At 43.7% G+C, this 22,859-nt stretch carries 23 protein-coding genes, 2 tRNA genes and 1 pseudogene; 12 read left to right on the top strand and 14 right to left on the bottom strand.

The features are described from left to right. Positions 1–73: transfer RNA gene (locus tag QUB06_RS05660), tRNA-Met, on the top strand. Between the two features lie 74 nt (positions 74–147). After that, positions 148–224 (top strand) — tRNA-Met (locus QUB06_RS05655). Between the two features lie 307 nt (positions 225–531). Here QUB06_RS05655 and QUB06_RS05650 read toward each other — a convergent pair. The 3 genes from QUB06_RS05650 to QUB06_RS05640 form a co-directional block, all read right to left on the bottom strand. Then, entirely contained in the window at positions 532–720 is a 189-nt protein-coding gene (locus QUB06_RS05650) for a DUF2949 domain-containing protein (RefSeq protein ID WP_333434499.1), read from the bottom strand. 230 nt (positions 721–950) lie between these two features. Next, positions 951–1,334 (bottom strand): hypothetical protein, encoded by a 384-nt coding sequence (locus QUB06_RS05645; protein WP_333288678.1) that lies wholly within the window; start codon positions 1,332–1,334, stop codon positions 951–953. Positions 1,335–1,903: 569 nt separating this feature from the next. Further along, a complete protein-coding gene (locus tag QUB06_RS05640; protein ID WP_333434472.1) occupies positions 1,904–2,098 on the bottom strand; it encodes a hypothetical protein in 195 nt (64 codons plus the stop codon). Positions 2,099–2,185: 87 nt separating this feature from the next. Between QUB06_RS05640 and QUB06_RS05635 the strand changes: the two genes are divergently transcribed. Continuing rightward, complete coding sequence (locus tag QUB06_RS05635; protein ID WP_333434471.1) at positions 2,186–5,059, top strand: PAS domain S-box protein; 2,874 nt, start codon at positions 2,186–2,188, stop codon at positions 5,057–5,059. A 253-nt stretch (positions 5,060–5,312) separates the two neighbouring features. Here the strand turns inward: QUB06_RS05635 and QUB06_RS05630 are convergent, their stop codons facing one another. Then, positions 5,313–5,903, bottom strand: coding sequence for a rhomboid family intramembrane serine protease (locus QUB06_RS05630; RefSeq protein ID WP_333434470.1), 591 nt, complete (start codon positions 5,901–5,903; stop codon positions 5,313–5,315). 469 nt (positions 5,904–6,372) lie between these two features. Between QUB06_RS05630 and QUB06_RS05625 the strand changes: the two genes are divergently transcribed. After that, positions 6,373–6,750: a Mo-dependent nitrogenase C-terminal domain-containing protein gene (locus QUB06_RS05625; protein WP_333434469.1), complete on the top strand. Its 378-nt coding sequence runs from the start codon at positions 6,373–6,375 to the stop codon at positions 6,748–6,750. 32 nt (positions 6,751–6,782) lie between these two features. Here the strand turns inward: QUB06_RS05625 and QUB06_RS05620 are convergent, their stop codons facing one another. Continuing rightward, the gene (locus QUB06_RS05620) at positions 6,783–7,049 is read right to left on the bottom strand and encodes a hypothetical protein (protein ID WP_333434467.1); all 267 of its coding nucleotides are present in this window, start codon (positions 7,047–7,049) and stop codon (positions 6,783–6,785) included. A gap of 519 nt (positions 7,050–7,568) precedes the next feature. Here QUB06_RS05620 and QUB06_RS05615 point away from each other — a divergent pair. After that, the gene (locus QUB06_RS05615) at positions 7,569–8,405 is read left to right on the top strand and encodes an SGNH/GDSL hydrolase family protein (RefSeq protein ID WP_333434466.1); all 837 of its coding nucleotides are present in this window, start codon (positions 7,569–7,571) and stop codon (positions 8,403–8,405) included. Between the two features lie 124 nt (positions 8,406–8,529). Further along, positions 8,530–8,664: pseudogene (locus QUB06_RS05610) on the top strand (Mo-dependent nitrogenase C-terminal domain-containing protein); the annotation flags it as partial. A gap of 254 nt (positions 8,665–8,918) precedes the next feature. Here the strand turns inward: QUB06_RS05610 and QUB06_RS05605 are convergent. From QUB06_RS05605 to QUB06_RS05595, 3 genes are all read right to left on the bottom strand, one after another. Next, positions 8,919–9,377 carry a hypothetical protein gene (locus QUB06_RS05605; protein WP_333434465.1) on the bottom strand — a complete coding sequence of 153 codons (459 nt, stop codon included), beginning with the start codon at positions 9,375–9,377 and terminating at the stop codon, positions 8,919–8,921. A gap of 449 nt (positions 9,378–9,826) precedes the next feature. Beyond that, entirely contained in the window at positions 9,827–10,009 is a 183-nt protein-coding gene (locus tag QUB06_RS05600; RefSeq protein ID WP_333200861.1) for a ribbon-helix-helix domain-containing protein, read from the bottom strand. A gap of 70 nt (positions 10,010–10,079) precedes the next feature. Continuing rightward, positions 10,080–10,301 carry a helix-turn-helix domain-containing protein gene (locus QUB06_RS05595; protein WP_332944252.1) on the bottom strand — a complete coding sequence of 74 codons (222 nt, stop codon included), beginning with the start codon at positions 10,299–10,301 and terminating at the stop codon, positions 10,080–10,082. Positions 10,302–10,441: 140 nt separating this feature from the next. Here QUB06_RS05595 and QUB06_RS05590 point away from each other — a divergent pair, with 140 nt between their 5' ends. Beyond that, positions 10,442–10,699 (top strand): hypothetical protein, encoded by a 258-nt coding sequence (locus tag QUB06_RS05590; RefSeq protein ID WP_333434501.1) that lies wholly within the window; start codon positions 10,442–10,444, stop codon positions 10,697–10,699. A 137-nt stretch (positions 10,700–10,836) separates the two neighbouring features. Then, positions 10,837–11,466 (top strand): Uma2 family endonuclease, encoded by a 630-nt coding sequence (locus QUB06_RS05585; RefSeq protein ID WP_333434464.1) that lies wholly within the window; start codon positions 10,837–10,839, stop codon positions 11,464–11,466. A gap of 55 nt (positions 11,467–11,521) precedes the next feature. Here the strand turns inward: QUB06_RS05585 and QUB06_RS05580 are convergent, their stop codons facing one another. The 4 genes from QUB06_RS05580 to QUB06_RS05565 are packed head-to-tail and all read right to left on the bottom strand — an operon-like array spanning position 11,522 to position 12,644. Then, positions 11,522–11,788, bottom strand: coding sequence for a DUF4926 domain-containing protein (locus tag QUB06_RS05580; protein ID WP_333434463.1), 267 nt, complete (start codon positions 11,786–11,788; stop codon positions 11,522–11,524). Between the two features lie 43 nt (positions 11,789–11,831). Further along, positions 11,832–12,116, bottom strand: a complete 285-nt coding sequence (locus QUB06_RS05575; RefSeq protein WP_333434462.1) for a type II toxin-antitoxin system mRNA interferase toxin, RelE/StbE family — start codon at positions 12,114–12,116, stop codon at positions 11,832–11,834. Then, a complete protein-coding gene (locus QUB06_RS05570) occupies positions 12,113–12,337 on the bottom strand; it encodes a hypothetical protein (protein ID WP_333434461.1) in 225 nt (74 codons plus the stop codon). The genes QUB06_RS05575 and QUB06_RS05570 overlap by 4 nt, the downstream gene beginning before the upstream one ends. Before the next feature lie 16 nt (positions 12,338–12,353). Beyond that, positions 12,354–12,644, bottom strand: a complete 291-nt coding sequence (locus QUB06_RS05565; protein WP_333434460.1) for a DUF1778 domain-containing protein — start codon at positions 12,642–12,644, stop codon at positions 12,354–12,356. Between the two features lie 148 nt (positions 12,645–12,792). On the opposite strand from QUB06_RS05565, the gene QUB06_RS05560 reads away from it, so the two are divergent. From QUB06_RS05560 to QUB06_RS05550, 3 genes are all read left to right on the top strand, one after another. Continuing rightward, a complete protein-coding gene (locus QUB06_RS05560; RefSeq protein WP_333434459.1) occupies positions 12,793–12,942 on the top strand; it encodes a hypothetical protein in 150 nt (49 codons plus the stop codon). 9 nt (positions 12,943–12,951) lie between these two features. Continuing rightward, positions 12,952–13,089 (top strand): hypothetical protein, encoded by a 138-nt coding sequence (locus tag QUB06_RS05555; RefSeq protein ID WP_333434458.1) that lies wholly within the window; start codon positions 12,952–12,954, stop codon positions 13,087–13,089. 135 nt (positions 13,090–13,224) lie between these two features. Further along, complete coding sequence (locus tag QUB06_RS05550) at positions 13,225–14,343, top strand: endonuclease NucS domain-containing protein (RefSeq protein WP_333434457.1); 1,119 nt, start codon at positions 13,225–13,227, stop codon at positions 14,341–14,343. A gap of 63 nt (positions 14,344–14,406) precedes the next feature. Here the strand turns inward: QUB06_RS05550 and bchB are convergent, their stop codons facing one another. Both bchB and QUB06_RS05540 read right to left on the bottom strand, forming a co-directional pair. After that, positions 14,407–15,933 carry a ferredoxin:protochlorophyllide reductase (ATP-dependent) subunit B gene (bchB, locus tag QUB06_RS05545; RefSeq protein WP_190659189.1) on the bottom strand — a complete coding sequence of 509 codons (1,527 nt, stop codon included), beginning with the start codon at positions 15,931–15,933 and terminating at the stop codon, positions 14,407–14,409. Positions 15,934–16,672: 739 nt separating this feature from the next. Continuing rightward, a complete protein-coding gene (locus tag QUB06_RS05540) occupies positions 16,673–16,864 on the bottom strand; it encodes a hypothetical protein (protein ID WP_333434456.1) in 192 nt (63 codons plus the stop codon). 142 nt (positions 16,865–17,006) lie between these two features. Here QUB06_RS05540 and QUB06_RS05535 point away from each other — a divergent pair, with 142 nt between their 5' ends. Then, positions 17,007–22,520, top strand: coding sequence for an AAA family ATPase (locus QUB06_RS05535; RefSeq protein ID WP_333434455.1), 5,514 nt, complete (start codon positions 17,007–17,009; stop codon positions 22,518–22,520). Positions 22,521–22,859 lie beyond the last annotated feature (339 nt).

Genomic DNA, 22,859 nt, shown 5'->3' with positions numbered 1-22,859 from the left:
GGATAGAGCAGCCTGGTAGCTCGTCGGGCTCATAACCCGAAGGTCAGTGGTTCAAATCCACTTCCCGCCACCAAATTCAAGCGAACCCTGTAATCGTTAAGGTTTCAGGGTTTTGTTTTTGGAAACCACTAGAGAAAGACAACGCGACGCGGGATAGAGCAGCCTGGTAGCTCGTCGGGCTCATAACCCGAAGGTCAGTGGTTCAAATCCACTTCCCGCCACCAAATTAAACAAGATAAGCCCCGGCAGCCTAAAAGTTGCTGGGGTTTGTTTTATGCCGTCTGTTTGATGCCGTCTGCGATCGCATCTTCGACAGATTGAAAACAGTTTATTTTAGTCGGCAACAAAAAAGAGGACACAGCAGTGCTGTGTCCCTACTGTATATTTGTATTTTTCTAATTGGGACAAAATAAGACCCACCCTTAACCTAAACACTCAACCCTATACTTTCCGACGACCGTTTGTGCAAGCTTTATTTGTTAAAAAATTGCAATCCGATATCCATATTTTTTAAATCAGGATTTTAAATTGCTAAATTGGCTGAGCTTCCAACCAATCAAAAATCTGGTTTAACTGTTCCAGTGTCACTAACCCGTATTGCCACAGAACCATCGGCAGTTCGCTGGCATCTTGTTCACCGTGTCGGAGAGCAACGGCGATCGCGGAATGCGATATTGCCAACTCTCCCCGCAAATAATCGATCAGTTGAGCCTTTCTCATCACCTTCACCGCCAGTTTTATGCGATTTTGTAAAGATATGTAGCTAATCAGTCTGTATCGGAAGTTTAATTGGTCTAATTTTAGGTTCACAATAGAGAACCTTGTGTGATGGAAACCTCACAAAACTTGTGATCAAATTCATATCAAAAAGCGATCGCAGTCACAATCACTCCGAAAATCAAAAATTGGGTTCCGCGATCGCTCGCTTCCCAGGAATTCATTTAAAATTGCTAAAGTCCTAGCTGAAGCTGAACTCCCGCTTCTGTACCGCTGTCGGTTTGTTTTGGAGGTAAAGGATTTCCTTGACGCTGGGCGTCCGAAGGAGTAGTAATAAATTCCAATGGGCCCTCGATTTTGAGGCGAAATGTGTCGCCCAAGCTTCTTTCCCTTCTAGCAGAATTAGCCGCCGTTTCTGGTCCACCAATCAAGTTTTGGTAGTCCGAGTCTAAGGTTCTGTCCTCCACACTCCTCAACGAGTCCCCAGATAAAGTCGTTTCCGAATATTGGGGCGCTGGTTGCAGTCTTTGTTGGGCGAGAACCGCCGGAGTCAAACCGATAAAAATTGAGCTCAGTCCGAGAGCAGTGCCAAGAGTAGCAATAACTGCGTTCATCATCCATGCCTCCGCTAGTTGCATCCTACTATAGCAATCCTAAATGATTCAGATAAATTTGTAGAGGTAGTACCTTTCTTTGCCTACTCCCTATCTATCGGGCAACCGGGCGTGGGATTGCCCCTACTACAAGAATTATGCAAATGATGCGAGGATTGCTATATGCTTATTTTACCTAGCCGGAATTAAGTTGCACTCTATCAAAAGTAGCTGCTTGTGGAGATATCAATTAAAGTTACTGTCAAAACTTATAACTTTGGATAGCGCTATGGGTCAAATAGAACTGACGCAGCAAGCGGGTTTAAACTCCAAAATACGTCATTGCAGGAATGAGTCAACCAAAAACTCGGTTTGTTTGATTAGCGCGCGTCAGGAGTGGAAAAATAGTTAGTGCGGGACGCACGGGCGGCTATCCACCGGGTTTTTTCATAAAAATAGTTGGTTGCAGCCCGCCGACACGCTAAAAAAACCCGGTTTCAGATACCAGTTTAAAAAAAGAATGCAACAGCCCGCCAATTCTAAACCCTTACAGAATCAGTCTTTCCCACTTCTTTAATTCTTTAATCTCAAATCTATAATAGTATGAGCGTGTAGAGTGAGTCCAGGATTGATACTGCATTCATCTCGATCGCCAATGTTCCCAAAGCGGACGATCGCGCTAAGATGGCGGTGGCAGTCGTTAAAAATTCAGTTGCCAGCGGCGGATTCCGAACTCTTAACATCACTTTGCCTACTAAAACCATCTCAACTTCAAAACCTGCGCTCATCAAGTTGTACTTTACCGGAATGTTGTGGGTTCATCATAGTTCTGCTTCATCATGCCAATCAGATATTTGACCGACCAAATTTTAAAAATGTCAGGCAAAGTGCCAATTCGCATCGTCCTTGTTGTGCCTTTTGCCCTCCAGACTTTCGCGGCGGTAGGGTTGACGGGGTGGCTGTCGCTGCGGAACGGGCGCATAGCCGTCAACGATGTTGCCGCACAACTGCGGACAGAAGTCACATCGCGTATCCAGCAACATATTAATAGTTATATTGAAACGCCACACCAAATCAATCAGCTCAATCTCGATGCCATCCGTCTCGGCATTGTGAACCTGCAGGATAGTGATAGTTTGCAACGCTACTTCTACAAACAAATCAAAATTTTTGATAAAATTAGCTACATTCAATTCGCATCCGAAGAAAAAGATTTTATTGGAGTTGAACGCCTCGACGACGGCAAGTTGCAAGTTCAGATTTCTAATCCATCTACTGGCTATAATTTGCATAGCTACGCGCTGTCCGAGTTCGAGGAACCAACCAAGCTATTAAAAACTACTCTCAACTACGACCCCCGCGTCCGACCTTGGTACATAGCTCCGGTGCGCGCAGGCAAACCGACTTGGAGTAAAATCTATAATTTTTTTGACGCTCCCAAACTAGCGATTACGGCTGCTCAACCAGTTTATGGCGATGATGGTAAACTGATTGGCATCCTGGGTTCTGACTTGGCCCTTGCCAAGCTCAATCAATTCTTGGAAACTCTAAAAATTGGGAAATCAGGACAGACTTTTATTGTAGAAAGGTCGGGGCAATTGGTGGCAAATTCTACTAGGGAACCGCCATTTATTGTTAGCAATGGTGTTGCGAAACGGATTGTGGCAACGAGCAGCAAGAATGTTCTCATTCGATCGACCGCCCGCTATTTGACAGAACACTTCGGGGATTTGCACAAAATTGACAGATCTCGCCAGTTAGATTTTACGATCGACGGTCAACGGCAATTTCTACAGGTGACGCCGCTTTTAGACAGCAGGGGCCTCGACTGGTTGATTGTGGTGACGGTTCCTGAAGCCGATTTTATGGAAAGGATTCATGCCAACACTCGGTATACTGTGGTGATGTGTCTGGGTGCTTTGGTGCTGGCAACGGCGATTGGCGCTCTGACTTCTAGGTGGATTGTTGTACCGATTCGGCGTCTGAGCAAGGCTGCGGAGGCTTTGTCCCGGGGAGAATGGGACGGGATGGTGGTAGATTCCCGGTTGATGGCGTCTGTAGAGCGGGAGGATGAGGTGGGTGTTCTGGCTCGCTCTTTTAATATGATGGCCGCTCAATTGGAAGAGTCGTTTACTACTCTCGAAGATCGGGTACAATCTGCGATCGCCGACAAAAATGAATTAATTATTTCTCTGAAAAACTCGCAGCAAAAACTGGCTCTCCATCTTCACCAAACTCCTTTGGGAGCGATTGAATGGGATCTAAACTTTCAAGTAGCGGAATGGAATTTGTCAGCGGAAAGAATTTTTGGATACAACCGCTTGGAAGCAATGGGACGCCACGGAGTCGATCTCATAGTTCCTGAAAGTGCTAAGGAGTATGTCAGGCAACTATCTATAACTTTGCTCACTAATAAAGGAGGACTTACCAGCCTTAACGAGAACCTCAGAAAAGACGGCAAAATAATTCTGTGCGAGTGGTACAATACGACTTTGGTTGATGCTGACGGCAGCATCATTGGGGTGGCATCGCTGATTCAGGATGTGACTGAATTTCACAGTGCTGTGGAGAAGTTGCGCGCCAGCGAGGAGCGGTTTCGCCAGTTGGCAGAAAATATTCATGAGGTATTTTGGATTAGAGAACCCAATCAAAAGCAGCTAGTTTATGTGAGCCCTGCTTGCGAAAAAATATGGAATTTGAGCTGTCAGAGTTTGCAGTCAGAACCGGAGGCTTTTTGGGGTGCTATTCACCCGGAGGATGTCGATCGCGTCAAGGCTGCTTTTGAGAAACAGGTGCGGGGCGATTATGATGAGGAGTATCGGGTAGTGCGAGTCCCTACGGGGGCTACGCCAACGGAAGGTTCAGTTTGCTGGGTGCGCGATCGGGCTTTTCCAGTCCGCAACCAAACCGGAGAAATTTACCGCATCGTCGGTATTGCCGAAGATATTACCCAGCGCAAATTAGCAGAAGAATTCCAAAAGGTAGCTCAAACCGCTCAAGCAGCAAACCAAGCCAAAAGCGCCTTTTTAGCTAATATGAGCCACGAATTGCGAACTCCCCTCAACGCGATTATTGGTTACAGCGATATGCTCAAAGAAGACGCCGAGGATTTAGGCTGCGAAGATTTTATCCCCGACTTGCAAAAAATTCAAACAGCGGGCAAACACTTGCTATCTTTAATTAGCGACATTCTAGATATTTCTAAGATTGAAGCGGGTCGGATGGAACTTTACTTAGAAACTTTCAACCCGGTTAATTTAATTGACGAGGTAGTTTCTACTGTCAAACCCTTGGTAGATAAAAATTCTAATAAGTTTGAAGTTGATTGTGCTGACGACTTGGGAATGATGTATGCGGACATTACCAAAACTCGTCAAATATTGCTCAACCTGCTGAGCAATGCAGCCAAATTTACGGAACATGGCACTATTAGCCTCTGTATTGAAAGAGTTAAACATGACAGCTTAACCACTCAAGAAATAGGAGAACCTTCCGACTCAATAATTTTTCGCGTAGCTGATACGGGCATTGGGATTCCCCCCGAACAATTGCAGCATTTATTTCAAGCATTTATGCAGGGCGACGCATCAACTACCCGCAAGTATGGCGGCACGGGTTTGGGATTGACTATTAGTCGTCACTTTTGCGTGATGATGGGTGGCGATATGCACGTTGAAAGCGAGTTAGGTTGCGGTTCGGTTTTTACTGTGTGCTTGCCGGCCCGCGTTGAATTATTGGTCAGCAGTTAGTCTTGCTATCCGGGACGCAATTGTTATATCATTTCCGGTAACACCGGAATGATGTTGACTGTTGACAGTTGACTGTTGACGCCGTGAACAGTCAACTGTCAACGCCGTGAACACTGAACTCGAATTTACTATTCCGATGCTAACGGATTTGATCTTACACAAGAAACCAGGTTTATTGACAAAAAACCTACGCTTTTAGATAATTTATGAGCAATAAACCAAGGTGATGATAGGATGCAGCCTCAGTCTTATTCTAGTTAATTCGCCGTTTCTGCCGGCCCAAAAGTTGAGCTGTTAATACGCCGCCGACAAAGCCAAAGAAATGCGCTTGCCAGGAAACTCCCGGCTGCGACGGCAAAACTCCCCAAATTAAACTGCCGTAGAAGAAACCGACAATTAAAGATACCAAAATAGATGTAAAACTGCGTTCAAAATAGCCCCGCAGCAGCAAGAAACCGAAGTAACCAAAGATTAATCCGCTGGCACCAATGTGAACGGAATAGGGCGCGCCAGTCAGCCAAACTCCGAATCCGCTGACTAGCACAGTGACGGCACTCACAATAAAAAAGTCGCTCATTTCTCGCAGCATTATCAACCAACCCAATGTCACAAAAGGGAGGGTATTGGCGGCTAAGTGAGCAAAACTGCCATGCAGAAAAGGCATCAACAGGATGCCTTGAAGTCCGTCGAGGCTGCGGGGGCGGACTCCGTAGGCATTCAGCCTGCCTCGGAACAGGAATACATCGACAATTTCGATAATCCACAGAAGGGAGACGAAGCCACCGAGAATGGCGGCGTGGCTTTGCAATTCGCGGGTGATAGCTTTGGTTTCTGGGTTACTCATGGGTTGTGAGGGCGGTGATACCGATTATTTCTAATTGTAGGAGTTTCTGGGCGATCGCGAGCAAAGATTGTTGGGGGGAGGTTTCAGGGTTTTTTGCAGCAGAGCTTATTTAGAAATATTATAAGTTTTATTAAAAATTCCGCATTTTCACGTATAGGATAATTCACCTGAATGCGCCACAATTGTAATTGAACTACAAAAGGAGAGTCAACCGAAGGTTGAAGCTAAAACGTAGAAGACAGAATTTTTACCCTATCAATCAATTGTTGGGCTTGAAATGAGGACGCTTTTTAGAGCGCACACCGTCTTTAAAAAAATCAGGAACTACTTTTCTCGCCCTAAGTCATTAATTTAAGAAGTTCAATCCGGTAAAGCAAAACGAGATGCTGTAGATACTGATTGTAGATAATATCGCACAAGCTCTACAGAGAGTTCTTGGCACCTCGTTATAAAAGAGGAAGAGAGCAAAATGAACGTATTTGAGCATACAGTTTCCTACCGAACTCTGCCACAGTGGGTAGGAGTTGGCAAAGAAGAAACCGCCGTTAATGTCGCTACAAAATCTCACCCTTACGGTAAAAAGCCACACTTTGACCCCTTGCATCCGCTAAAACAATGGCTGGATAACACTGCAATTAAAAGTCAAAAGTTGGCTCGGTTGCTGTGTAAGTTTATTCCCAGCCAGTGTCCGTTTGAGCGAGAAGTCAAAATTGGCGATCGCACTTTATTATCCATTCCGCCGCTGTGCAAGTTAAATCCGCTTTACGAGCAAGTGGTTGGGCTGCGCTTTCGAGCTTTGTGTTATTTGGCTGACGAATGTGGCGAAGATGTAACTCCTTATTGTTAATTCTGCAAAAACTTAAATTTTTCACTGTCTTTTCACCCTCCCTTCTCCTTGTTGGGGAGGGTTTTTGTTTTGTGTCGGCTTTCAAGGAACAAAAGTGCGGTCAATTTCTCGATCGCCCATTCATTCAGTTGACAGTTGACAGTTGACAGTTGACAGTTGACAGTTGACAGTTGATAGCGACCTCTACCTGGAAGTCCGAGGATTGGAGTAATGAATAGTCTTCTTTTAATTTCTCCATGCAAGGGTTCCGGCTTTAAACCAATTCTTTTTGGTAATACCAATTCACTATGAAGCTGCATTTAATATAACGCTAAGGATATAGTTCCAACCAGGAAGACATCAGCCTCATTTAGTGTATCTTCATAGTGAATTGGTATAAATCAGTTTTAAATCGATTCTTTTTTTTATTTATCTTTACCTCAAGGGTAGTTGTTTGGGAGGTTTTCGTGGTTCGCCTCTTGCTTAACTTTATTGGGTAATCCCCCAAAATATGTACGGTTTTGTCCCCGCCACAGGGCTATGAGCTAGATACCATTAGACAAGTGCCCAGGACATCATCAATCTATGTAGGTGAAGGCGTGGAGTGAGGCAAACCGCAATTAAAGTTCAGTTTTACTACCCACATTTTTTACAAAATTGCTATCTTAGTAAGTGGGGCAAATATTTTTTAAGCGATTTCAAGAATATAAGTAACACTAAAATTTAAACTCACGAACTCGGTAAAGAACGGTACAAATTATTAAAAATTTAAAGGATATAACTAATACCAAGTGTTGAAAAAAACGTTTTTTGCAGTAATTATTGCGCTTTTATCTTTTATGGTTGCACTCATCCTATCAGCTCAAAGTTCTGAGGCTGTCAATGAACTATATGTATTTGGGGACAGTCTTTCGGATATGGGAATGGTGTTTCGATCGAGCGGGGGTCAATATCCGCCTCGTTCGACTTACTTTCAAGGGCGTTACTCGAATGGTAAAGTTTGGGTAGAGTATCTTGCCGATCGCCTAAAGTTGCCGCCTGAACGAGTCACTAATTTAGCCTATGGAGGTGCAACAACGGGGAGCGATCGCAATAGCCTTGTCCCTGGTGTGTTAGCTCAAGTTCAGTCATGGACTAAATCCCAAAAACAGGCAAATCCTCATGCGCTGTATGTACTGTGGGCGGGTGCAAATGACTATTTGCAGGGGGTAAATAATGCGAATCTTCCCGTTGAAAATGTGGCGAAGGCGATCGCGTCTCTTGCTGATGTGGGTGCCAAAAATATCTTGGTGGCAAATTTACCAGATTTGGGGCAGTTACCGGCGACGCGAACAGCCGCTAATTCTGCAAGGCTCACTGCATTAACACAAGCACACAATCAGGGTTTGAGGCGAACGGTTAAGGTATTAAGTCAACAGCATTCTGACTTAAAGATTGCGACTCTGGATGCTAATGCGCTTTATCAGGAAGCGATCGCAAACCAGGCTAAATATGGCTTGACTAATGTGACGAGTGCGTGTTTATCGGGTGGAGGTGTTTGTGGTAGTCCCGATCGATTTTTGTTTTGGGACGGCATTCATCCGACGACTGCCGCACACAAAATTTTGGGGGAAGCAGCATCCGCGATTGTGCAGGAGAGTGGGATGATTAAATCTGGATTGGGGACGTTTCGGTAAACCATTTTAAGGCTTTCCGGGCGATCGCTACAAGAGCGGGATGCTGCCTTTTCGTAGAGGTTGACATGATTTTTTGCATGAGAACGAGATGGGCTCATCTGATATTGTAGAAATTTTCCTCGTGGGCGATCGCACTTTATTTTCCATTCCGCCACTGTGCAAGTTAAATTCGCTTTACGAGCAAGTGTTTGGGCTGCGCTTTCGAGCTTTGTGTTATTTGGCTGACGAGTGGGGCGAAGATGTAACTCCTTATTGTTAATGCTGCAAAAACTTAAATTTCTCACTGTCTTTTCACTCTCCCTTCTCCTTGTTGGGGAGGTTTTTTTTATTTTGAGATAATTCGGCGGTTGAAACCTGTTAACCTCAAACTCAAATGTGGCGAAGCGCCTGTCATTTGAGTTCGAGGTTAAATTACACAAACTTTCGTCTGCCTCAGCAGAAAAGCCAGATATTCTGTTAGATACCCGGCTTTTTTAAGAAGTCGGGGCTTGAAAGAGTGATCGCATTTAAATACTAAAGGGAGCGAATCACTCGTTGTTCGAGAATGCGTTTGCCTTTGTTATAAATACTAAGGCTGGCTCCTGTAACGATGTAATCGTAGCTGCCATTTTCTGCCACGTAACCAGTCCCCTCTTCAGTTCGAGCACGCAGGGCGATCGTGCTGCCGTTACTCTTTTTAACGCCGTAGTAATATAGTTGATTGGCGTGGTTGTAGCACAGATAAATCCGAAAGTTGCTTGTCTCGAAATAGTTTTCCACTTTCTGTCTTTTGCGAGCACAAAAATCCCTCACCAGTTTTTGGGGGGTGGATACATTAGCTATTTGTATGGTTTCAATCGGAGACTGAGTGCGAGACGCTGTTGGTGCAGTGCTTGTGTTCGATTGTCCTAGAGCCAAGGTTGCCGCTGGATTGCTGGCAAATAGCATTAAACCGAGTAAGCTGGTTTGTGTGAGTCTTGCTGTGAAGTTCATAAGTCATTCCTTTAAAATATGTTGATGCGTCTAATCTAGGTAAGTTGGATTGATGAGGGCGATCGAACTGTACAGTTTTCATAATTGGCCTCAAGGAGGAAATCCTTGGATGAAATTTCCGTTTCCCCTGAGATCGGGCACTATTCTCAATAAGCTTTTAGGGGCCGGCTAGAAGCCCGCCCCACAATAGGATTGAATGTATAGTCGAAATCTCTTTACTGAGAATGATATTTTTTTGTGAGTTTCCCTGCAACTGACTAGCCGGCGGACAATTCAAAAACTGGCACTTTCGATTGCTGAGAGGACTTATGTACTAATACGCGATCGCGAGGACAAAGCAGAGAATTATTTTAAATATTGTGCGCCAACTGCGGGCGCGGATGCTAGTTTTCATCAATTTCGATAAGTGCGATCGGGCGACACGCACCAGCAACCCACGAGGGAAGTCTTTACGCGCCGCTTTTGGGCTTTTCAGGTTCAGAAGGTAAATCTCCCTTTTTTTTCGCTTCCAAAACCGCTGTTTCAACGATAAAAGCGATCAAACTAGCTGTGGGTCTACCTTGGCGATCGGCCCACAGTTCTAAGGATTCATAGATGTAGTCGGGGAGTGTGATGTGAACGCGCTTGCTCACTGTCAATATTTACTGTTTGCGAACGCTCCCAATCATATCAAAGCTGTGGGCTTGCTTATGCCCTCAAATTTCAGGCTCGATCGGGACTGTCCTCCTCGTAATCCATTAAGTCTCCAGGCTTGCAATTGAGTGATTTGCAGAGAACGTTTAACGTTGCTGCGTCTATTCTGGTGAGGTAACGGCGAGTTTTGAGTCGAGAAATAGACCTGGGATTCATGCCCGTTAGGACAGCCAGTTCCTTGTTACTGATATTCCGATCGGCCATGACAACTGCTAATCTCCACCGGATCACTGTTTAACTGCTCGTATAGCACAACCTTTGCAAGGCAGATGCTAGCACCTTGTATGCCAAATTTTTTGCTGTATAGACTGTTACAGTTGTATAATAGACCGCAGCGGTTGTCACACTGCTTTATTTGGATTAAACTAAGTATGCAAAAGTCAAAAGCCAGTCCGACGCTTTCCGAGGGCTCAGGACTGGCTATGGCTCCAATTTACAAAGGAGATACATCTATTATGCGGTATGAAAAACGTCTCAAACCGTGGATCGTTGTTCGTTTGCTTCCGAATCTGCAAAGGGTCGTTGTGGGTCGCTTTCGCAGTTGGTCAGATGCAGAGGGTCACTTGGGAGTTCTCAAACAACTGCTTCCCGGTGCTCGATTGACTCTTGTTTTCGATCCGATCGATTAATTTTGGTGGCGACTGTCTGAAAGTACGCGCGGCGAAGCTATCCCGCTCTTAATCGCCCGAATGTTTGATTCGGGCGATCGTATTTTTGGGCAATGTTAGACTGGACGCAAGATATGAATTGAATTGGGTAAAAAACCGTGACAGCTAGTCTACAAGTAACAGAACAGCCAACAGCACAGCGATACTTTACTCCAGAAGAATATCTAGCTCTGGAAGAAACAGCAGAGTACAAAAGTGAATATTGCGACGGAGTAATTATTCCCATGACAGGTGGAACTACGAATCACAATCGAATTTCCCTGAATATGAGTATAGCATTACGTCTTGCTCTTAAAGGACTTGACTATGATGTTTTCATGAGCGACGTGCGTTTGTGGATGATGAAAAAGCGAATTTATACTTATCCTGATGTGATGGTAGTTCCGGGGAAACCTGAGTATTTCAATAATCGCCAGGATACGGTGATGAATCCTCAAGTGATTGTGGAAGTTTTATCGAAATCTACGAAAGCTTACGATCGCAGTGATAAGTTTAAGTTTTATCAAACGCTGCCGACATTTCAAGAGTATATTCTGATCGATCAATCTCAGGTTTATGTAGAACAGTATTGTAAGTTGGCAAACAAGCGGTGGTCGTACCGTCAGTATGATGAAGAGGATGTGGCGTTAGTTTTTAATTTTTTTCAAGTTGAAGTGCCGCTGGCAGATGTCTATGAGAAGGTGGATTTTGAGGCGGAGAATGAGCCAGAAGAAAGCGGGGAGGAATAAGGGCGATCGCACTTGGTTTCAGAAGGGCGATCGTCCTTTCCTTATTCCTCCTATTTTAATGCAAACTCTTCTCTTGAATGTCAGTTGAGCTGTATTGAGAATCTCCCCAAATTTCAGGTAGCGGTGTCACCCAAGAAATAGGTACCGCAATCACGTCTAAAGTTTCACCATCTTTAAAGACTTCTAAAGTATATCCAGATTCGGGCTGCTTTCTGGTTGGATGGAGAGGGTCTAATACCACTCCCGTGTCCCCTTTTTTTACTGGAGTATTAGGAACATCTTGCTTGAGTTTTACCCACTGAAATAATGTTGCTGTTATCATTGTTTAGCCCTCCTAGGACTTATCAGGATAAAGTAATTGCTCTCTAATAAACTTCATCATGCGTTCCAATATCAATCAATATAATCAACTCTTCTGCTGTTTCACTATCCCGAGCGAGACTATAAATAATCCGGCAATCGTACTCAACCCAACACGCCCATAATCCTTCTAATTGACCGCGCAATTTATGAGATTTTAAAGATGGTTCAAATTGGTCATTTGCTAAATTTTCCAAAATAGCCAACATTTTAGCTTCTAAGTGTGGATTTTTGCGAATAATCCGCTTAAAAGCTCGCTTAAAGCTGTTATCCCATACTAAATTTCTCATTCATCATCATCCAGTAAATCAGCTTTCAATTGTTCTAGATTACCGCGCTTGACATTCCCTGCTTTGAACGCTGCTAGGGTTTTTCTAGCATTTATAGCAATTTCTTCGCGACGATTTTCAATCCGCCGTTTTTGGATTAATTCAACTAATAAGTCTTGTTCTTCGGTTGAGAGAACTTCAACATATTCAAGGACTTTTTGTAAAGAGATATAATCGCTCATAAACGTTAACCTTTATTTATTTGCTTTCGTATTTTTGCCGATACCTCTCGATCGCTGCTTTCAGCTTAGAGTTAAGTTCTGGTGGGTTTTCAATCGCTGAGGTAACAATTTCCCAATTGGGTTCGGAAAGAACGATCGTTTCTGGTTTGAATGGCAGTTCTTCGGCTAGATTTAGAGCAACTTCGAGCAGATATTCGCTCAGACTAAGACTCCACAGGGTAGCTGCTTTTTCTAACAGTTCTTTTTGTTCCTGATTGATAGTTATCTCAAGGGTGCTTGTTTGGGGAGTTTGTGTAGGGGTTGACATATTTTTTCACTGAGAGCAAGGTTGGCTCATTTGATATTATAGCAATTTTTCAGGTGGGCGATCGCACGCTTGTTGGAAAAGGGCGATCGCTCCGACAATAGTGTTAAACTGAATAAGGGCGATCGTGTTAAGCAAGGAAACAATAGCCGTGATACCTATCCAAGAACAAATTGTTGACCAACTGAAAAATTTCTCTGAAGTCGAACTGCAAGAAATCCTCAACTTTGCTGATTTCCTGTTATGGCAGCGGAGAAAGCAGGAAGTAGCTTCGCCGCCCGATGAAACTGGCAACAGCTAACCAGCAAATATGGATGAAGAGTGCGAGGTTCATTATGTGGGTGGAGTTTTAGTCGTCAAAGCATCATCAATAAAAAATCAAGGACTGATTAATTGGGATACAATTATTCCCGATATGCGCGCTGAAAGAATCGGGAAGTTCATCTAAAATGAACATTATTAAGGCCATCGCACTTGGTTTGAAAACGCAAGCGTTGATGATGACAAGTAGAAAGTATTGATTGACGGAATTCTTCTAATGTGATATGTTGAAATTTATATTTATTACATTCATCAACTTAATATGACTAAGCCATTTCAAAGAATAATGCAAGCCGAGGATTTGCTAGAAAAAGCTAAGCGTCGCGAACAACAGTTGAGAATTAAATCGAGGCAGCGGTCGTTACACGGAAAGTCTATTAGAACTCCTGCTATTAACACGATACTGAAAAAATCCGGAAAACAATGGGGATTTGGAAGTGAAAAAGCCTTGGAAGATTTTGTGTGGGATAACTTGGATTGTTTGTTTGGACTAACACCTTTGAACCGTCAACATACGGTTAACGGAGAAGTTGGTGATATTTTGGCAGTAGATGAAAGTAAACAGTTAGTAGTGCAAGAGCTAAAAAATGAGGCAGATAAAAGTCTGATTCAGCAATTAACTCGTTATTATAGTAATTTGATTCATTTCAAACCATACGATCGGGAAATAGATTATATCAAACCTATCAGGTTGGTCGCTATTGCACCTAGCTTTCATAAACAAAATTTAATAGATATAAAGTACAGCCAACTATCTTTTGAATTATTGAAATTTGATGTAATTCAAGAGGAAAATAAACTTTTTATAAATTTTAATAATATAGATACAGGTCAGGTTTTTAGTGCAGAGTTTCAACACAGTCAACAAGATGTTTGGGATATAGCAGCCAATTTACCGGAACCACCCAAAGCATTGTATAACATTATGGCCGAATGCACTTCGGAACATCAGGGAAAAGTTCTTAAAATTAGAGAACAGATTCTTTGTTTCCATGAGAAAATTCAGGAAATAACTGCTAGTGGTGTTGTTAAGTATGGTCGCGGTCAAAGTAAAATTTGTGCTGAAATTCGTCAGAGCAGTTCATCAAAAATGAATCTGGCTAATTCATCAAATGATCCAGGAATTTACTTGTATCTACCCATCCCTGATAAACAATCAGTAAGTTACAGGCAACCTCTAGGCAGAATGCAAGTCCTTGCTGATGAATTGCAGAATGTTATCTTGGCAGGCTATATTCCTCCCGGTAAAAGAGGCGTGTCAAGTTTTTATAAGTTTCAAGATTTTGAAAAGTTTATAAAGCCGACAACTGTAACAAACCAATCTACACAATTAGAAATTTTGATAGACTTAGCTTTAGAAAACTGGTTGGAAAGATTTTAAGTTTACTAAGATTGGATTCAAGAGATTAGCAATAAGGTGGGCATTTGCCCACCTTACAACTAACTACGCGCCGACAGATTCCTTCGCTGCGTAAAGAACCTCAACGGTAATCTTATCAATCCCCCGATCGCGCGCGAACTTCTCAGTATTCCGCTTCACCTTACCCCGCACGAAACCAGGGATTTTATTCAACTCAGCTTGTCCATCCTTCGTCCAACCCATATCAGAATCAGCCGAAATGCCCTTGGTAATAACTTCCTTGGTATCGTGGCCGCCGAAGATTTCCAGCAAGTGGTCTTCCATTCCCAAAGTAAAGGAATTGTAGACCAAATCTACGCACTGATTTGTACCTTCATAACCCAAAAATGGCTTGTAGCCGATCGGGAAATTTTGAACGTGAATCGGTGCAGCAATTACGCCGCAGGGAATATCCAACCGCTTACCGACGTGGCGTTCCATTTGCGTGCCGAAAATCGCCGAAGGTTCCGCTTTGGCGATCGCATCTCCGATCGCCCCGTGATCGTCCGTCACCAGCACTTCATCGCAATACTCGCTAACCTGTTCCCGGAACCAGTCAGCGTCGTGTTTGCAGTAGGTTCCAGCCCACACAACGTGGATTCCCATCTCGCGAGCCAAAATCTTCGTCATCGCCGCAGCGTGCGTATTATCGCCAAATACGACGGCTTTTTTGCCGGTTAAGTTTTGGCAGTCGATCGATCGCGAAAACCAAGCAGCCTGCGACACAAACCGCGTTTGTTGGTCAATAAAATTTTCGTAATCAACATCCGCACCTTGAGCATTCAAAACTTGCTGAATCTTGCGGATACAGCGTGCAGTTTCCACCACACCCATCGGCGTAATATCCACCATCGGCGTACCGAATTCTTTTTGCAAATACTCCCCGGCCATCATCCCTAATTCCCGATAAGGAACCAAGTTAAACCAAGCGCGCGGCAGTCTTTTTAAGTTATGAACCGAAGCACCTTCGGGAATAACTTCGTTGACTTCAATGCCCAAGTCTGCCATCAAACGCTTCAACTCGGTGCAGTCGTGCTGGTTGTGGAAACCCAGGGTAGACATACCGATAATGTTGACAGATGGTTTTTCGCTTTTGGCTTCTACTAAATCGCCTTTTTTGCGGGCTTTGTTTATGTAAAATTGGACGATTTGATCCAAAGTGCGATCGGCTGCTTGCAGTTCGTTTACCCGATAATGGTTAACATCCGCCAGCAATACATCGCCTTTAGCATCCAATTGAGCTCTCTCCACGAAGTTTTCCAAGTCTTCTTGCAGAATGCTGGAGGTGCAAGTCGGGGTGAGCACGATTAAATCCGGGTGTTCTTCTCTGTCTTTGCGGGTGATGTTGTCCACCACCCGTTCCTGCGAACCCCGCGCCAGTACGTGTCTGTCAACGACGCTGGTAGTTACCGGGGTGAAATCCCGTTCCCTCTCCAGCATGGAACGCATGACGTTGAAATAGTCGTCTCCTATGGGTGCGTGCATGATCGCATGGACGTTTTTGAAGGAAGTGGCCACGCGCAAAGTGCCGATGTGGGCTGGGCCTGCGTACATCCAATAAGCCAATTTCATAGGTTTTTTCCTGGTGCTGGTTGAGAATTGCCCGATCGGGCGATTACTGCTAAATTTTAAGGTTGTTTCTGATTTTCTCACCGGATGAATCCTTGAGAAATACTAAGTTTCTGAGGATTTACACATTTGGGAAATGCTCAAACGCTTTGCCTGCTTGGCATTTGACTCGCAATTCAAACAACTTTACCTGGGTTTTATGGCAATAATTCTTAATCTTTCCTCAACTTTTCTTAAGAGTTAGGCAAATTTGATTAATGTAGGGTTCGCGGCCGCGCACCAGACAAGGTGCAATAATTCTGCATTTTTTGTCAAATTTACCCTGGTCAAACGGTCAATCGATTTTAGATTTTAGATTTTAGATTTTAGATTTTAGAATTGACCCCACGGATAAATTCGGGGGTTTGTTTATCGGATACAGGTTTTTTATTTCTGGGTTCTGAGTCTGGGAAGGAATGAATCAGGGGGCTTGTATCCTGGATGCTTTCGGTCAGTTAGTATTGTTAATCGATCGGTCAAAATAGATAGAACTGAAGGAAATTGCAGCTTGTGAAGCAACACTTAACTCCCTGGGCGCCTCGGTAGCGAATTATAGTTAAGATTTGCACCGCCCGGTTTTTTTCAAGCACCCCAAATTCGTGCCCGATCGCCGGAAAAAATAAATCTTTCAGCACTTGCGTATTTTCGCGAGATGTGGTGAAGCTCCACTAAAGCCAAGCGATTGCTGAGAATCTGAGATGATTTAGTTGTCAACAGGGCGATCGAGCATTAGAGTAAATCCTTGCACAAATCCTGTATTTGTGATTTTGTTTACATAACTGCTGAGGTGACGAAAGCCCCAGCGTGCTTTTGTCAGCAGTACCTCTTTGCTGTCAAGGCCTGCTTTCCCACACATCCCAAAAGATAGCTCTTGAGCGATAATGAAAAATAACATAGGATTTACGAAAAGAAACCCGATTTACACGAAAAAATCTTGGGTTTGTCAACGACTAGCAACGAAGAAACCCGGTTTCTAGCCCGCCGCGCGTAAGTCCTGTAACATTGACCAAGCACACCTAATTTGAGAGAACCCAACTATGATGGCAATTCCCGGCGTTGCAGTTCTCGCTCTCATTTATGAAAGCAGCACTTCCCTGGTTTACCGCGGCCACAACGAGCAGAACAACCAACCTGTTATTATCAAACTTATCAAAGAAGACTATCCGACTCCTGAAGAACTGAATAGATACAAGCGCGAATATGAGATCACTGCCAACTTAAGCCTGTTGGACGGAGTTGTGAAAGTGTATAAGTTGCAACAGGTTAGAAATAGTCTGGCAATGATCTTAGAAGATTTTGGCGGGGAATCTTTAAAAATATTTATGGGCTCCCAAAAATTCACTATTTTAGGATTTCTGACTACGGCTATCAAAGTTGCTGAAACTTTGGGCGAAATTCACGGAAAAAATGTAATTCATAAAGATATAAATCCATCTAATATAGTTTTTAATCCGGCTACAGGACAAGTGAAACTCATAGATTTCAGCATCTCAACAGCATCCAATCTCGAAAATATTACCAATAAAAATCCCAATTTTTTAGAAGGCACTTTAGCCTATATGTCTCCCGAACAAACCGGCAGAATGAACCGGGTAGTCGATTACCGCACCGACTTTTATTCCCTCGGCGTGACCTTCTATGAAATCCTGGCCGGACAACTCCCTTTTCCCACTACAGATCCGATGGAGTTAGTTCACTGTCACATTGCCAAACAGCCAGTACCTCTCGCTGAAATTGCCCCAGAAATTCCTCAAGCTGTTTCAGATATTGTGATGAAATTGTTAGCAAAAACCGCTGAGGAGCGCTATCAAAGTGCTTGGGGACTAAAAGCAGATTTGGAATCCTGCCTGTTTCAGTGGCAAACATCTGGGTTTGTTTCGGATTTTCCTCTCGGTCGCCAAGATATTTCCGACAAATTTCAAATACCTCAAAAACTTTACGGCAGACAGCGAGAAGTTGAAACTCTTTTAGCCGCATTTGAACGGGTAGCAGCAACAAATAATCGAGGCTACCGCACCGACGAATCTCAAATTTCTGTAATCAAAAAAGAGATCAAATCGAAAAAAGAAATTCCCCTGTCAGTTTTGGCTAGAGGACAGCATAAATCCCGCAGCGAGATGATGCTGATTGCCGGTTATTCCGGCATTGGCAAATCTGCAATGGTGAAGATTTTAGACAAACCTATTACCCGCAGGCGCGGCTATTTTATTTGGGGAAAGTTTGACCAGTACAAGCGGACTATTCCTTACTCGGCCGTTGTCAGCGCTTTTTCGGAATTGGTGCGGCAACTGTTAACTGAAAGCGAGGCTCAATTAGCAGTTTGGCGCGAAAAACTCCGCACTTCCTTCGGTCAAAACGGGCAAATTATTATTGATGTTATTCCCGAAGTTGAACTAATTGTCGGCGCTCAGTCTCCTGTAGCTGAATTGGGGCCGACGGAATCTCTGAACCGCTTTAATTTAGTATTTCAAAATTTCATTCGCGTATTTTGCCAGCCAGAACATCCGCTGGTCATTTTTCTCGACGATTTGCAGTGGGCTGATTCTGCTACTCTCAAGCTGATCGAATTGATGATGACAGATGAAGCTACGCAATATCTGTTTTTAATTGGCGCTTATCGGGATAATGAAGTTAGTCCTACTCATCCTTTAATGATGACTTTGGAGACGCTGCGAAATCAGGAAGCTATCATTAATCAAATTGCTTTGTCGCCGCTGGGGGTGGAAAACATAACTCATTTGATTGCGGAGACTTTGCACAGCGATCGCGAATCTGTCAAACCGTTAGCTGAATTGGTAATCAGCAAAACCGACGGCAATCCTTTTTTTGTCAATCAATTCCTACAAACATTGTATCAGGAAAACCTGCTAGTTTTTCACCCGCCACAGTCGGGGAGCAAGGGCGGCTGGCATTGGGATATGACTCAAATTGAGCAGTGCGCTATCACTGACAATGTAGTAGATTTGATGGTACAAAAATTGAGAAAACTGCCAAGTTCAACGCAGCAAGTTTTGCGTTTGGTGGCTTGTTTGGGCAACGAATTTGACTTGAATACTCTTTCTTTAATTAATGAAAAAGAAGCATCGGAAACTTTTTCTCACCTGTTGCCCGCGATTAAGTCGGGACTGATTCTGCCAACTTCGGAATTGGAAAGCAAGTCATTAGATTACGTGATGTTTCCGCTATTAATTCTGAATTATAAATTTTTGCACGATCGCGTACAACAAGCAGCTTACGCTCTGATCGACGACTCGCAAAAAAAGGCAGTTCACCTGAAAATAGGCAGGCAAATCCTAGAAAACACTCCGGCTGAATATCGCGCTGACAGAATCTTTGAATTAGTCGATCACTTGAATGTGGCTCGATCGCTAATTAGAGACGATCGAGAATTAATTGAACTGGCCACGCTGAATTTAGACGCGGCCCGCAGAGCCAAAGATGCCACTGCTTATGTTGCTGCCTTGCAGTATTTGACGGCAGGCATGGACGGTTTGAGCGCCGATATTTGGGATTCCCACTATGACTTAGCCTTTGCTTTGCACATGGAGCGGGCAAATGTCGAGTATTTAAACGGTTATTTCGAGAACTCCGAAGAATTTATTAATATAACTCTGGAAAAAGCGCGATCGCCCTTAGAAAAGGTAGAAATTTACAACCTGCTGATCGTGCAGTACACCCTGCGGGCGAAGTACGAAGAAGCCGTTAAAGCCGGAATCACAGCTTTAGACTTGCTAGGCATTGACTTGCCGCTAGATGGGCTACAAAAAGTCATATCCGAAGAATTTGCAACAGCCACAAATATTTTAGCAGGTAGAGAAATAGCTTCCCTAATTGACGCCCCCGAAATGACTGTACCAGACAAAAAAGTTGCAGTCAAGTTAATTACAAACTTGCTGACATCGGCGTACCTCAAAAATCCCGACTTGTGGAAAGTCAGCGTTTTAAAAGGAGTCAATCTTTCTCTACAATACGGTTTAGTACCCGAAGCATCTCTTTGCTATGCTGGCTACGGTATGTTTTTAAACGCAGTTTCGGGAGATTACAAAGCTGCGTATCAATTCGGCTTGCTCTCGCTGAATCTCAGCGAAAAATCTGGCAATATCGGCTTGAAATGCAGAGCTTGTTCATCTCTGGTCAGTATTTTTTATTACTGGTTCAACCACATCAAAGATTCCCACGCGATCAGCAATGAAGGATATCAAGCAGCTTTAGAATCTGGAGATTTAGAGTATGCGGGTTATATCCTGTCCAACCGCATAGCTAACTCATTTTTTCAAGGTAAAGAAATCTCGCAAATTCTCGCCGACACGAGCAGGTATTTGCAGTTCAGCCAAAAAACCAAAAATCAGCTTGTAACCGATATATTATTGGGAGTAGAGTTAATCCTGCGTAACTTGAGCAAACTAACTCCTGAAAAGTTTGTATTTGAAAGCGAAGATATCAGCGAAGCTGAATACGTACACAACTGTCAAGTTCATCAGAATTTGTACTCGCTCTGCCTTTATCAGATTCGCAAATGCCAGGTAATGTACTGGTACGGCAACTTCAACGAAGCGCTACAACTAGCTTTTGAAGTAGAAAAACAGCTATCTTTTATTACCGGAGCCATACCCGCTACTGAATGGAATTTTTTCTTTTCTCTAACTTTAGCCGCCGTTTTCCCAAATGTTTCAGAAGAGAAGCAAAAGGAATACTTGGAAAAATTAGAGGAAAACCAAAAACAGATGAAAATTTGGGCAGACAATTGTGCCGAAAATTTTCTGCACAAGTACCTTTTAGTACAAGCAGAAATAGCCAGAATTTCCAAGAAAGATTCAGAAGCTGTAGAATTGTACGATTTCTCTATAAATTTAGCCCAAGACAATGAGTTTGTCCAAAATGAAGCGCTAGCTAATGAACTAGCAGCTAAGTTTTGGTTGAGTAAAGGCAAGTATCAATATGCCAAAATCCACTTGCGCGAAGCTCACTCGTGCTACTTGCGCTGGGGTGCAGTTCGCAAAGTAGAAGATTTAGAACAGAAGTATCCGCAGTTGCGGGAAATGACGCCGATTAACGGAAGTTTTAACAACAGTCAAACTACCACAACTATTCATACTTCTACTGGCAGCGATGCGAGAGTGCTGGATTTGGCAACGGTAATGAAAGCATCTCTGGCGATTTCTAGCGAAATTGTCCTCGATAAGTTGCTGGCTTCTTTGATGAGAATATCTTTGGAAAATGCGGGGGCTCAATTAGGTTTTCTGATTTTAGTCAGAGATGGTCAACTGTTGATTTCAGCTAAAGCGTCAGTATTTGCTGAAGATGTAGCTGTGCTGCAATTTACGCCTGTTGGAGACTATCAGGATTTACCTGTGACGGTGATTAATTATGTGGAAAGGACTCGCTCGGATTTGGTGTTGAGCAATGCGGCGGCTGAGGGACTATTCACAGCCGATCCTTACATCGCTAAACACAAACTGCAATCTATTTTGTGTACTCCAATCATCAATCAAGGCAAACTGATCGGCATTCTTTATTTAGAAAACAATTTGACTGTCGGAGCATTTACTCCCCACAGATTAGAAGTTTTAAGGTTGCTTTCTTCCCAAGTTGCTATTTCTTTGGAAAATGCTCTGCTTTACAATTCTGTGGAACAGAAAGTGCAAGAACGGACGCAGGAGTTAAATGAAAAGAACGAGCGTTTAGAACAAACTTTGCGCGAACTGAAACTAACTCAAGCTCAATTAATCCAAACTGAGAAGATGTCTAGTTTGGGGCAAATGGTCGCTGGTGTCGCTCACGAAATTAATAATCCTGTAAGTTTTATCTACGGCAATCTTAATCCGGCTAGCGAATACGTTAAAGACTTGCTAAAATTGATTGAGCTTTACCAGCAGCACTATCCAGAACCTGCTGAGGAAATTCTCGAAGAAATAGAAACAATTGAGCTGGAATTCTTGAGCGAGGATTTGCAAAAGTTGCTGGATTCCATGAAAGTAGGAGCGGAAAGAATCCGGGATATTGTGCTAAGCTTGCGGAATTTCTCGCGCCTCGACGAAGCGCAAATGAAGTCGGTAGATATCCATCAAGGCATCGACAGTACGGTGATGTTGCTGCAACCGCGCCTGAGAAAAGAGGGCGGGCGTTTGGGAATTGAGGTGATTAGAAATTACAGCACGCTACCCCTAATTACTTGTTATGCGTCTCAGTTGAATCAGGTATTTATGAATATTTTGACAAATGCGATCGATGCTCTCCTCGTAGCAAGAGATTACCCGGAAAACTCTCATCAACAGCCTACGATTACAATTTCTACAGAGGTGACAGACAGGAATTCTGCCATAATTAGAATTGCCGACAGCGGGCCAGGGATGAGCACTGAGGTGCTGCACAAGATATTCGATCCATTTTTTACAACTAAGCCCGTGGGTTCGGGAACGGGTTTGGGATTGTCTATTTCTCACTCGATTGTTGTCAGTTCTCATGGCGGAAAATTGACTTGCATTTCTGCACCCGGAGAGGGGAGCGAGTTTATTATTGAAATTCCGATCGCCCCCAGGCAAGTTTTGTAACCGGCGCTACCATCAACCAACATCCCCAAATAAATTACAGTTAGCAACCCTTAACAATCCGGCCACGCATTGCGTTTACCTGATATCTTTCACCATTTTCATGAACAGGCTTTCGGGCCTGTTCCACAAAAAATGAATTTCTTGTGGGGTGCGCCCCCGAACCCGCCCATAAAAACCTTATTGAGAATCGTGTAACATCTCAGTTTACTAAACTTTGAATTCGCAATTTAAACTCGGCGAAAACTCTGTAGCAAAGTCGAGCGATCTGGTTTTCCTAAAAGGGCGATCGCCCTTTTGCAGCCGCACTGAGGGCTTTTCATCACGACGAGGTGGCAATGC

The organism is Microcoleus sp. D2_18a_D3 (assembly GCF_036702455.1).
Taxonomy (GTDB): Bacteria; Cyanobacteriota; Cyanobacteriia; order Cyanobacteriales; family Microcoleaceae; genus Microcoleus.
Note: the sequence above shows the minus strand (reverse complement) of the source record. Positions and strands in the feature narration are given on the sequence as shown.

Excerpts from the sequence above, each read along its gene's own strand:
- QUB06_RS05620 (WP_333434467.1), bottom strand. The coding sequence starts at position 7,049 with ATGCAGCTTCATAGTGAATTGGTATTACCAAAAAGAATTGGTTTAAAG.
- QUB06_RS05615 (WP_333434466.1), top strand. The coding sequence starts at position 7,569 with ATGGTTGCACTCATCCTATCAGCTCAAAGTTCTGAGGCTGTCAATGAA.
- bchB (WP_190659189.1), bottom strand. The coding sequence starts at position 15,933 with ATGAAATTGGCTTATTGGATGTACGCAGGCCCAGCCCACATCGGCACT.
- QUB06_RS05570 (WP_333434461.1), bottom strand. The coding sequence starts at position 12,337 with ATGAGCGATTATATCTCTTTACAAAAAGTCCTTGAATATGTTGAAGTT.
- QUB06_RS05555 (WP_333434458.1), top strand. The coding sequence starts at position 12,952 with ATGGATGAAGAGTGCGAGGTTCATTATGTGGGTGGAGTTTTAGTCGTC.
- QUB06_RS05540 (WP_333434456.1), bottom strand. The coding sequence starts at position 16,864 with ATGTTATTTTTCATTATCGCTCAAGAGCTATCTTTTGGGATGTGTGGG.
- QUB06_RS05645 (WP_333288678.1), bottom strand. The coding sequence starts at position 1,334 with ATGATGAACGCAGTTATTGCTACTCTTGGCACTGCTCTCGGACTGAGC.
- QUB06_RS05550 (WP_333434457.1), top strand. The coding sequence starts at position 13,225 with ATGACTAAGCCATTTCAAAGAATAATGCAAGCCGAGGATTTGCTAGAA.
- QUB06_RS05535 (WP_333434455.1), top strand. The coding sequence starts at position 17,007 with ATGATGGCAATTCCCGGCGTTGCAGTTCTCGCTCTCATTTATGAAAGC.
- QUB06_RS05625 (WP_333434469.1), top strand. The coding sequence starts at position 6,373 with ATGAACGTATTTGAGCATACAGTTTCCTACCGAACTCTGCCACAGTGG.
- QUB06_RS05590 (WP_333434501.1), top strand. The coding sequence starts at position 10,442 with ATGCAAAAGTCAAAAGCCAGTCCGACGCTTTCCGAGGGCTCAGGACTG.
- QUB06_RS05565 (WP_333434460.1), bottom strand. The coding sequence starts at position 12,644 with ATGTCAACCCCTACACAAACTCCCCAAACAAGCACCCTTGAGATAACT.
- QUB06_RS05640 (WP_333434472.1), bottom strand. The coding sequence starts at position 2,098 with ATGAGCGCAGGTTTTGAAGTTGAGATGGTTTTAGTAGGCAAAGTGATG.
- QUB06_RS05605 (WP_333434465.1), bottom strand. The coding sequence starts at position 9,377 with ATGAACTTCACAGCAAGACTCACACAAACCAGCTTACTCGGTTTAATG.
- QUB06_RS05580 (WP_333434463.1), bottom strand. The coding sequence starts at position 11,788 with ATGATAACAGCAACATTATTTCAGTGGGTAAAACTCAAGCAAGATGTT.
- QUB06_RS05630 (WP_333434470.1), bottom strand. The coding sequence starts at position 5,903 with ATGAGTAACCCAGAAACCAAAGCTATCACCCGCGAATTGCAAAGCCAC.
- QUB06_RS05575 (WP_333434462.1), bottom strand. The coding sequence starts at position 12,116 with ATGAGAAATTTAGTATGGGATAACAGCTTTAAGCGAGCTTTTAAGCGG.
- QUB06_RS05635 (WP_333434471.1), top strand. The coding sequence starts at position 2,186 with ATGTCAGGCAAAGTGCCAATTCGCATCGTCCTTGTTGTGCCTTTTGCC.
- QUB06_RS05650 (WP_333434499.1), bottom strand. The coding sequence starts at position 720 with ATGAGAAAGGCTCAACTGATCGATTATTTGCGGGGAGAGTTGGCAATA.